The sequence below is a fragment of the Agathobaculum sp. LCP25S3_E8 genome, assembly GCF_052117165.1.
In the GTDB taxonomy this organism is placed as follows: domain Bacteria; phylum Bacillota; class Clostridia; order Oscillospirales; family Butyricicoccaceae; genus Agathobaculum.
The window spans coordinates 1-9,465 of sequence record NZ_JBQKJR010000081.1; the positions used below are offsets into that span (position 1 = coordinate 1).

Annotated in this window: 11 protein-coding genes and 1 pseudogene; 2 read left to right on the top strand and 10 right to left on the bottom strand. The window is 48.6% G+C overall.

The genetic code is table 11. The features are described from left to right. Positions 1-109: 109 nt before the first annotated feature. The 8 genes and pseudogenes from ACTQ34_RS16530 to ACTQ34_RS16565 all read right to left on the bottom strand — a co-directional run. A pseudogene (locus tag ACTQ34_RS16530) lies at positions 110-1,099 on the bottom strand (type IV secretory system conjugative DNA transfer family protein); the annotation flags it as partial. 2 nt (positions 1,100-1,101) lie between these two features. Next, entirely contained in the window at positions 1,102-1,782 is a 681-nt protein-coding gene (locus ACTQ34_RS16535; RefSeq protein ID WP_441364743.1) for a DUF3991 and toprim domain-containing protein, read from the bottom strand. Between the two features lie 2 nt (positions 1,783-1,784). Beyond that, the gene (locus ACTQ34_RS16540) at positions 1,785-2,465 is read right to left on the bottom strand and encodes a hypothetical protein (protein ID WP_441364744.1); all 681 of its coding nucleotides are present in this window, start codon (positions 2,463-2,465) and stop codon (positions 1,785-1,787) included. Continuing rightward, positions 2,465-3,487: an antirestriction protein ArdA gene (locus tag ACTQ34_RS16545; protein WP_441364745.1), complete on the bottom strand. Its 1,023-nt coding sequence runs from the start codon at positions 3,485-3,487 to the stop codon at positions 2,465-2,467. Before ACTQ34_RS16545 ends, ACTQ34_RS16540 begins: the two co-directional genes overlap by 1 nt. 173 nt (positions 3,488-3,660) lie before the next feature. Next, entirely contained in the window at positions 3,661-4,359 is a 699-nt protein-coding gene (locus ACTQ34_RS16550; RefSeq protein WP_441364746.1) for a hypothetical protein, read from the bottom strand. A 72-nt stretch (positions 4,360-4,431) separates the two neighbouring features. After that, the gene (locus ACTQ34_RS16555) at positions 4,432-5,106 is read right to left on the bottom strand and encodes a hypothetical protein (RefSeq protein WP_441364747.1); all 675 of its coding nucleotides are present in this window, start codon (positions 5,104-5,106) and stop codon (positions 4,432-4,434) included. Between the two features lie 455 nt (positions 5,107-5,561). Continuing rightward, a complete protein-coding gene (locus ACTQ34_RS16560) occupies positions 5,562-5,837 on the bottom strand; it encodes a hypothetical protein (RefSeq protein WP_441364748.1) in 276 nt (91 codons plus the stop codon). Positions 5,838-5,987: 150 nt separating this feature from the next. Then, positions 5,988-6,341 (bottom strand): hypothetical protein, encoded by a 354-nt coding sequence (locus ACTQ34_RS16565; protein WP_087242477.1) that lies wholly within the window; start codon positions 6,339-6,341, stop codon positions 5,988-5,990. Between the two features lie 174 nt (positions 6,342-6,515). Here ACTQ34_RS16565 and ACTQ34_RS16570 point away from each other — a divergent pair, with 174 nt between their 5' ends. Then, entirely contained in the window at positions 6,516-7,334 is an 819-nt protein-coding gene (locus ACTQ34_RS16570) for a hypothetical protein (RefSeq protein ID WP_441364749.1), read from the top strand. Continuing rightward, a complete protein-coding gene (locus ACTQ34_RS16575) occupies positions 7,331-8,602 on the top strand; it encodes an MBL fold metallo-hydrolase (RefSeq protein ID WP_441147665.1) in 1,272 nt (423 codons plus the stop codon). The genes ACTQ34_RS16570 and ACTQ34_RS16575 overlap by 4 nt, the downstream gene beginning before the upstream one ends. Before the next feature lie 106 nt (positions 8,603-8,708). On the opposite strand, the gene ACTQ34_RS16580 is transcribed toward ACTQ34_RS16575, so the two are convergent. Together ACTQ34_RS16580 and ACTQ34_RS16585 are read right to left on the bottom strand one after the other, a co-directional pair. Continuing rightward, positions 8,709-9,227 carry a hypothetical protein gene (locus tag ACTQ34_RS16580; RefSeq protein WP_441147664.1) on the bottom strand — a complete coding sequence of 173 codons (519 nt, stop codon included), beginning with the start codon at positions 9,225-9,227 and terminating at the stop codon, positions 8,709-8,711. Further along, the coding region (locus ACTQ34_RS16585) for a hypothetical protein (RefSeq protein ID WP_441364750.1) at positions 9,220-9,465 on the bottom strand (246 nt) is incomplete at its 5' end. The genes ACTQ34_RS16585 and ACTQ34_RS16580, both read right to left, overlap by 8 nt.

The following is a 9,465-nucleotide window of genomic DNA, read 5'->3' on the forward strand; positions in this document are numbered from 1 at the left end:
ATTTCAGCACGTCTGCCTTGTATTCTGCACTGTATTTCTGTCCCATCTTCAACACCCTTTCTGTTCTTCATTATACCACCTTGGGTGTGCGGTTTTATTGTATCACTCCAAGCTCACTGTCCAGAAAGGCATTCAGCCGGGACAGTACCGTGGACATGACGGACGCCATGGCCTGCTCTGCGCTGTTGAGTGCAGCACCGGCAAACCACCGCGCTTTATGGTTCGGTGGTAATTTCCCCATCAGGTGCTGGAAGTGGCTCTTGCCTTTGATGCCGCTTGGCTCCAGCAGATCCTGCACCAGCTTGAATACGGAGACGATATGGCGGCGCTCCTGGGGATGGTCCTTGTCAGGAGGAAGAAACTCGGCCAGCATCAGGATGACCGAGGTGAGCAGACCTTCGGCGGCATCGTAGAAGAAGGCGTTCTGGCCACGATTGCTCTCATCGCCGTCCGGGTTGACGATGGTCTTGGACAGGATCTTGGCGTATTTTTCTGCCTTGGCACGAGCTGCCAGATTCCTCGGTTCTTTACGGGCGATGTCCATGTATCGGTTGACCAGCGTCAGCAGATTATTACCATCCGAGCGGGTGGGGTTTCGCAGGTCGATAACGGAGACATTGTACCCATAGCACTCCTTGGCAATGGTTCCGTAATTGCGGGCGAGGTCGCCTTTGCTGTCCAGCGCCAGCCAGCTCATGCCGCTGGCACAGGCATATTCCAGGTTGGGATACAGAAAGAAAGCGGTCTTGCCGATACCAGACGCACCGATCATGAGACAATGGATATCGTCGCTGTCCACCAGAGCGGTGAGTTCCCCCTTTTTCCCTTTGCATCCCAGCACCAGCCCCTGCTCTGCGGGGCGGTTGTGGCCGCTGCGCCACTCCCTGACCCTGAACGGGACATGGGCATAGGTCCGCTTGATCTCCTTTGCAGTGGCCCATCTTGCGGTGCCGTGCTGGCCATCGCCCACTGTCCTGGACTTGATGCCGCTCAGGGTGTAGCAATGGGACAGGGCCGCAAGGCCTCCAATGACAAGAAACATTCCAGCGCCGGCCAGAATCAAGAGCGCCGCTTTTGATTCTCCGAGCTGTTTGAACATGGTTACCCAAAACTCTGGCATGATACCTTCACCTCGCATTCCTGTTCTCTAATGGCGGTCAGGTCATCGTTCCAATCCTTGTTCTCCGGAACGAGCCGTTCTACCGTGTAGTTCGCTTCCAGCTGGGCCTTCATGCGCTGGTTGGCCAAGCGGCCAGCCTCGTCGTTGCCCAGACAGAGCAGCACGGTGTGGATCTGCGGCATTCTCTCCAGCATCTTCATTACCGGCAGGATAGAGGTGCCACAGCAGGCTACATAGCTGTGGCGCTGCCAATCCTCTGGACAGAGCGTGATGTAGGAGAGCATATCAATGGGCGCCTCGAATACATAGAGGCTCTCGTCTGTGCCTATATGGTGAAAGCTGTAATGGGGATCACAACCCTCCACATTGAGCCGGAAGGCTTTGCCGTAGCTGTTGGTACTCCGCTTGTGGGCGTGGCGTGGGATGCCTTCTTCGTCTGTGCCTACAAATACTGCATTGTGGTATTCGGCATCTTCGTACAGAAGCTTTTCCCTGGCGAAGTGGGTTACCACACTTCGGTCAATGTTTCGGTGCTTGACCAGATAGGCATAGACCCTACGCATATCGGAATGGATCGGCGGCAGAACAAAAGGCTTGGGCGGCTCCTCCACCCGCTCAGCAGCGGATGGGTAGATGGTACCCGCTTCGCCCCCCAACAGCATGGTCACCGCTTCGGGGTAACCTCGCTTTCGCTCCTGCCGGTGAACAGGGCCAGGATATGCTCCTTCCGAATCTGTGCCTCATATACCGTTCCCTCCTCACCGAAGCGGTGGGCGAACCAGTCCGCCGTTTTCCGGTCCAGTGTCCAGGACAGCGCCCTGATATTTTTGGCGTTATAGTGGGTAACACCCCGGTAGACCGTCACCGTATCCTCCAATGCCTGGTGTGCGGCTCGCTCCTCCTCATCCATCAGGGACTCCGGCGGTACGGATCGGAACATGGCCACCAGTTCTCGTTTGCTCACATTGCAGTCCTGATTGGGGCACTCCCCCTGGGTCCAGGCGGTGTATAAGAGCTGTCCCAAATCCTGCTCCGAGAGAGCAGAGGCGGTAAACTTAATAAAAGTCAGATAATAAGGCGGGTTGAGCAGTACGAAGATCTGATGGACATTTTCGGCACTGTCGATCTGTTCCCCAACCTTTCTGCGCCACCTTGTGCAGTCATCCAAATTGTTGATCAGGTCGACCATGGAGAGACTCCCATCCTCATTCCGAAGTGCAGAGATCCCAGAGTTTGTGAAGGGGTGGCTGACGATTGCCGGGGAGAGAGCTGTTTCTTGGATCTGCACATCGAGGAGAGTGTGCGCCACCAGCTTTACTTGAAGCAGGTCGGTTGTGCGGGGCATCAGGAAAGACCTCCCATTTGAAAGTCCTGCTCTCGCCGATAGGCTTCCGCAGGATCATCCGCCATCAATTCCTCCAAACTTATCGTGCCAACATAGGCAATGTAGCCTCGACTGGTAAATAAGCCCGCCTCAAAATCCATGTGTTGCCGTCCATACCGCTCGTAGTCATAGAAATCATCCAGATTGGAGTCATACTCAAAATGGCCGGATTTCTGGATCATGTATTTTCCGTATTCTGCAGGGGTATGTGCGCCGGGGGCGAATTCAAACAAGTCAAGGTTTTCTGCCAAGCGGCGTATCTGGCTGGCATCTTCCGGTCGGGCCATGCTCACAGCAGCCCCCAGTTTGATGCAGTCATCACGAGAGAGCTTACACGCAACCAGTGCCAGCTCATTGAGTTCGTAGATGTTATCGCACCGGAAGTCCAATGCTACATCCACTTCTTCTGGAAATGAGCTGTCGGCTATCCAGAGACGCATATCCTTTGGATCGATAATGCCGGAACGCTGCATGGCACGCTCAATTTGCCCATGGGATGCAGGGAGGTAGATCCAGGTGACATTTTTACTGTCCTCCGGCTCCTTCTGAGAGCATAGCCCAACGGCAGTCATATCAGCTTCGTAGTGATAGCAGGGCAGATGTTTTCCGTCATAGAGTTGCGAAAGCTGCATGCCGTTGTCGTAGACCACTCCATATCGGGTGATGATTCCCTCGTTGCTCTCAATCAGCAGGATGGCGGTTTCCTCTCCGTCCAGCTGCTCCAGTTCTTCTGTGCGGGCACATCCGCCGTGGATGTTCATGTAGTGGTCACGACCAACTGCCGCCAGGTCAGAAAAATCCGAAATTACAGTTACCTGCTGGCAGCTGAAGCTCAGATTGATGAGGTCTTTCATGCTTGTGAGATTGAGCTTTTCAGCCATTGCCTGAAACTGCGAGATTTCTTTCACATCAAAGCCATCCAGGCGTTTTACAAGGTAGTCCAGCTCATCCAGGTTGACTTTCATGCCTTGCAGACAGTTCAATACCGGCTATGCATCCCACAGATCATCCAAACGACAGTCAGCTGCTGAGGCATCGCCGATCTCCAATGCTTCCAGCATTGAAACGCAGTGGTCGTACTGTTCTCTGGGGATAGGGAGTGGGATTGTCACGACACCGAATTCTGGGTGATCGGCATTGCTTAGAACTGCGGTTGTCATTGTGTTTCTTCACCTTCCTTTCTTTCAAAATGCAAAATCGCATCCCCATACTTGGCCAGAAGCAGAGCGCAGATAATCAGTCGGAACGCCTCATCTGTGACCAATTCGGGGGAGGCGAGATCGGCAAGAGTGATATTGTGGCTGCCGGTGGAGATGGCCTTGGCCGCCTGATAAACACTGTACACTTCCGATTGGATGCCGGCCAAATGGACAGAACCAAAATCAAAGCCATCATCGCTGATCTTCCAGATCACTCTGAACCAGATATCATCGTAAGCCGTCAGAAGGAACAACGCTGCCTGATTTTTCCGAGACAGTTGGTGATATCGTTCTTTCCACTGCATCCAACGGCTACGGTGTTTTTCGGTGCGGAAGAATTGCAGCGGATAAGAGAATATTTCCGCTGTGAGCCGTCTCCAAAGCCTCATCTTCAGCTTGCCGCAAAGACAGTCTTGGAGTATCTCTGCAAGACTGATCGTGCCTGCGTCGATTCGATCCCTCAAGCAAATGCATTCGCACAGGGGGCAGAGGCGGTCCTGTTCATGGTTGGTGCAGTACCGGCATTCCACATCTTTGGCCTGGTAGTGAAATCTGGACGGATGCAGACCATGACCTCTTGGCCTGAAATTAGGTGGTGTCATCATCATCTGCTCCATCTGATACAGCGGAGTATCTCTCATAAAATAGCGTGTCATAGGCAATTTTCTCCTTTCGGTGAAATGGAAAAGCGCCGGAGTCTTACTTCTAAAACTCCGGCGCTCAGTGTATTACATTGTCAGCTCCTGACTTTGAGGAGCTATGGTATGCTGCCCCTGTTCGGTGATGTGCTCCTGAACATTGGGTGTTCCGTTCAAGATCTGCTCCTGAACGCTTTTGATACGCTGTTCCTGTTCGTAGGTCAAATCCAATCCAGCATCCAGGGTGTCGGAGCAGCACTGGTAAATTTCAATCAACTGCTCCTGATCAAAAATTTTCTGCTCAGGAATGAGGCCAGAGCGAATGGCGAAATTCTGCTTGGCATCTTCATAGTCTGCCTGAAAGTATTTTCCTTGGTTGAGAGCTGTGTGATCGAAGTTCCAGTCCCAAGTAACGAAATGGATGCCAAGCCGGGTGGGATGAGCTGCCAGCACGGTTCCGTTGAAGTCAGCCAGCAGATAGTAGTTGCCAGTCAAGCTCTGAGCCTGCAAGGGAGGAGCCTGTTCCAATAAGGTCATGTACTCTCGCACCATGCCAGCCAAATGCGTAGCCCGTCCAAGGGCCTGTTCTCGATCTGGCGCTGCTACATTCTCCTGCCAGTAGCGAATTCCTCCTGCATCTGTGACTCTGCAAAGCGGAAGGTTGTTCCAGTTCACTGGGAGAAGGCCGTCCTGCTCCGACTGCAGGGTGAATCCTTCTCGCGCAAGTGCGATGCAAAGTTCCTTAAAATACGGTTCTCGATCCATGAATGTTCCCTCCAATGAGCGGTAACCTATTGGTACATAGTTTATATGCCGGAAAACAAAAAAGGTCGCCACTCCAAAAAGAGTGACGGCCATGATGTGCCAGGGAAGTGGTTTGTACCACATTTTAGTACAAACCACTTTGTTCACAAAAATTTAACAAAATATTTTTTGCTGTGAGCGGAATAATTCTGAAAACAACGGCGGAAAACGGGGGGAACAACTGCCGGAATTTAGTTCAAGTCCTCACCAATGGGGGGGATGCCTGAAAAGATATCTTTTTTTGCGCAGTCAAAATTGGATGCGAAAAAACCCCGAAACCGTTGGTTTAACAGTGATAAGGAAGTAAATGACTTATCATCTGTTAGCTGACGGATTTCGGGTGCATACGAAACTCCCGTCTGGTTCCATCGTGGAAACCAGACGGGAGTTTTTGTGTGGTTACAAGATGTGCAAGTTCAGGATACCTTGCGATGCAATGTATGATGTCCATCGCCTGTCGGTGATTTACAACAATTTTTGGCCTTTGGCTGCAACGCTACGCTCTGCACTGCACGCTGGTACTTCATTGTAAGAAGATTTCCTGCCGCTGGTTGATAGGTACAGGCAACGATGTCCACATTGTAATATTTTTCCACCCTTTGGATACGCTGATAAAGGTCGGGATAATTTTCCAACAACACTTTGGTCGTTTTGCCGTGATTGATGATTAAAACTTCCATATTCTCTTTCATAGTATTCCCTCCATGTTTAATTCGTTTTTCGTGCGAATAGAAGTATAGCATAACTCATTTTAACAAACAGACAACTGTATGTCGTATTGATATATGAGTATATCAAAGTGAAAATAGTAATGTTTTGTGGTATGTTGGCAGAAAATATCTTCACTTCCGTTTCTTTCTGTTCCGTCCACATTCATACCAAACCATAATGATCGCCAAACCGCACACCAGATGCCATAGCGTCATAATGACTGCCTGTCGTCTGTTTTTCACCTGCTGATAATTGACACCCAGTAAGAGCAGTAAAATAATCCCAGCCACTGCTATGCCAGGAAGTGCTTCCCACACAGAATCTGCATCAAACAGCAGTATCCAAATGAATGTATCTACTGTCCCTACAATCATACGACCTGGTGTAAACGCCGAGACACCGTAGTGTTCTTTCAGCCACCCATTGTAGCAAAAAATGAAAGCAAATACTGCAATAATCAAACACAGCCCTAACAAATCCCACATATAAAACCCTCCGTTCTGATTGCTTGGCATATTGTTTATGCAGATAGTATAACACACAGAAATCACACACATGGACATACAGTTTGTCATAGTGAAATTTCTTGTATCTTGTCGAGTAAAACGGTATAATAAAATAGAAAATTCTTACTGCGAGAAGTGAAAGGAGTTCATAGCATGGGCAAACTGAAAGAACTGTCTGCTTTTGAAAATCTGGTTGTAGCACACACAATTCAGGATTTTTACACACCCAACATCAAGGCAGAGGTTATTCTTGATATGCTCCTGACTCCGTATATTCCGGCGATCATCGAGGCTGCAACAGGACAGAAAGCAACGCTGATTACAAAAGAGATGTCCATCGGATACGCAAAAGGAAATGAAATACTAGAAGATAACAACCGTGGAAAAAAGGTAGACTATGTGGTAATGACGAAGGAAAATGTACTGTTTGTGGAACTGAAAACCACGCAGGGAAGCCTTGAATCAGCGCAAATTGAAACATATAGAAAGTGGATTGATAAAGATAACCCTAAAAAGGGCACCGACTTGTTGCATCTACTCTGTAGAATCCTAAAGATCAAATACATGCCAGAAAAGGAACATCCCTATACCATTTTGAAGAGCTATCTCAGTAAGAAGCTGACAAAAAACAGCATACACCGTAAAGCTGTCTGTACAGAGGTCGTTCGAGATAGACTTGTGGAAGACACGCACGCATATCAAAAGAAAAACTATATTCATGGAACTGAAAAATATCTCCACACCATTGCGTGTATCCTTCAGAACACAAATCCAGAGGACTGGGAAAAGGACATTAAAATCATCTACATTTCCCCGTCCGGTGCTAATACGGCAGATATTCAAGATATCACATTTAAATGGATTATCAAGAATATTGATTGCCCTGTGCTGAAGGATCTGAAGGAATCTGTTTGTTACAACCATATTCTTGTGCCACTCTTTTCACAAGATTCGCAGGGAGACACGGAATGACAAAAATCACTACCTATCACGCAGACCAGATTGGCGGGAACGTGGTTGTCATCGAAACAGCGCACAGCAGAATTGCCATTGATTTTGGAGAAAATCTGCCAGGCAGTGAGCATGAGCCGATTGAGATTGAAGGACTTTCCAGAGGAACGCCCTGTTTTGATGGAGTGTTCTTCACCCATTATCACGGCGACCATGTGGGCAGAATGCACCGCATTCTGCCCAATGTCCCGCTCTATCTGGGCAGTATCGCCAAGAAAATCCTGTTGAATATTCACCAAACCCTGGATCATCAGAATATGGCGGCACTTCTGCATGGAGAAACACTCCATGAACTACAGGATGGGGTCAGTGTGACTGTCACACACGACATTCGGGTCACACCATATCGTGTCGACCACTCCGCCTATGAGGCATTCATGTTCCTGATTGAAACCGACGACACAACCATTTTGCATACCGGAGATTTCCGTGGACACGGTCATTCCATGCAAAATAAAGCTGGAGATCCGCTTACTACCATTCGTAAGCGGATATGTCAGAATGGACAAAGAAAAATAGACACCCTTATCATCGAGGGTACTATGCTCAGTCGAATGAACGAACGCATTTTTACCGAACAAGAGCTTCAAAGCTGGGCTACCATATTTTTCAAAAAACGCCGTCACATTTTCCTGCTCTGCTCTTCCACAAATCTGGACACACTGGCCAGCTTTTATCATGCTGCAAAGGCAAACAGAATAAAAATGTTTGCTAACCACTATGTTGTTTCTCAGCTCAAGACCTTTTCGGAAACAGCGGGTGTGGAGGATGATTTTTACCGCTTTAGTACTGTGTGGCCCATTCAGTTTGGTAAAGAGCTGAATAAAAATGGATTTCGCGGAACACAAGAAGACTATATGCGGAAATTTGGTTTTCTTTGTATTATAAAAGAGCGGGAGGGATATGAAGTATGGTTGAAAAAGTTTCAGGATTGCAACCCGGTTCTGCTCTACTCTATGTGGGAGGGGTATCTTGACCCGAAACGCTCAGCATATAACCCCCAACTGGCTGCATTTTGCCACAAATACCACGCTGTTTGTAAGCACACCAGTGGTCACGCCACAGCAGAATTGATTGCTGATATTATCACAGAAGTCAATCCAACAAAGCAAATTATCCCCATTCACACTGAAAATGCAGAAATGTTAAAGAAATTGCCGATAAGCGAGGCGTTGAAGGCAAAAATTGTTCCTTCTATCCAGAACGGACACACTGGATATATGCTTTGATTTTTGAAACTTCCCCTGAGCGATTAAAAAACAGAAGATTATAACATATCCCGGCAGAGGTGTAGATTGTTCTGCCGGGATATGTTATAAATCCAAAATAATGTCATTATAGTTCCTGCATGGTACTCAACGAGAAGCAGTCCGGTCTGTCTGACAGATACCGTCCAGGTGGGTGCTCTTCCCCGCTGTCATACCCCAGCACCAAAAGATCCCGTTCATAGCGAATTTCAAAGTCCAGCTTGTTCAGCTCTGCAAAATCCCGCTGCATAGTGCGGTTGGACACTTTAGGGAAGGCACTTCGATACCAGAGGTCGCAATCCTCCTCTGGCATTTCCTGTAGTGCACGAAGCAAACGGTGCAATTTTTGAATCTGCCTTGCCTGTGCCTTGTTTTCCACACATACAGGCGCCTTCAATGTCTTATCCTCCATCACATAGGCTTTTCTAACTCGATCAAAGCGAACACTGACCGCACCTGCTTGACAAATCAGTGCAATGTCTCGCTGTATAGTCTTTTTACAGTGAGACAGGGGGGCAAACTCCTGCCAGGACACTTCTTCGCATTGAAGCAGTAAGTAATAGACAGAAAGAATCCGACTCACCTTTGAAATGCTACGTTTACTCATTTCTCTCAACCTCCTGGCAGATATGCTGTGTCCCGCTGATGATTTTTCTTTGTGCTGTCTCTATATCTATTTTTCGTGGATATTCCATGAACTGTCCGTGGGCTTGCAGTACCGCTTGACCATATCCAGTGGAAATGTCAAGAAATGTGCAGTCTGGAAACACCCAAAATCTGAAAAGCATGGTAATACAGCGCAGTTTTCCGAAGTGGAGCGTAGCGGAACGCAGGAAAACTGCGGC

Excerpts from the sequence above, each read along its gene's own strand:
- ACTQ34_RS16565 (WP_087242477.1), bottom strand. The coding sequence starts at position 6,341 with ATGTGGGATTTGTTAGGGCTGTGTTTGATTATTGCAGTATTTGCTTTC.
- ACTQ34_RS16575 (WP_441147665.1), top strand. The coding sequence starts at position 7,331 with ATGACAAAAATCACTACCTATCACGCAGACCAGATTGGCGGGAACGTG.
- ACTQ34_RS16580 (WP_441147664.1), bottom strand. The coding sequence starts at position 9,227 with ATGAGTAAACGTAGCATTTCAAAGGTGAGTCGGATTCTTTCTGTCTAT.
- ACTQ34_RS16550 (WP_441364746.1), bottom strand. The coding sequence starts at position 4,359 with ATGACACGCTATTTTATGAGAGATACTCCGCTGTATCAGATGGAGCAG.
- ACTQ34_RS16535 (WP_441364743.1), bottom strand. The coding sequence starts at position 1,782 with ATGCTGTTGGGGGGCGAAGCGGGTACCATCTACCCATCCGCTGCTGAG.
- ACTQ34_RS16540 (WP_441364744.1), bottom strand. The coding sequence starts at position 2,465 with ATGCCCCGCACAACCGACCTGCTTCAAGTAAAGCTGGTGGCGCACACT.
- ACTQ34_RS16570 (WP_441364749.1), top strand. The coding sequence starts at position 6,516 with ATGGGCAAACTGAAAGAACTGTCTGCTTTTGAAAATCTGGTTGTAGCA.
- ACTQ34_RS16560 (WP_441364748.1), bottom strand. The coding sequence starts at position 5,837 with ATGAAAGAGAATATGGAAGTTTTAATCATCAATCACGGCAAAACGACC.
- ACTQ34_RS16555 (WP_441364747.1), bottom strand. The coding sequence starts at position 5,106 with ATGGATCGAGAACCGTATTTTAAGGAACTTTGCATCGCACTTGCGCGA.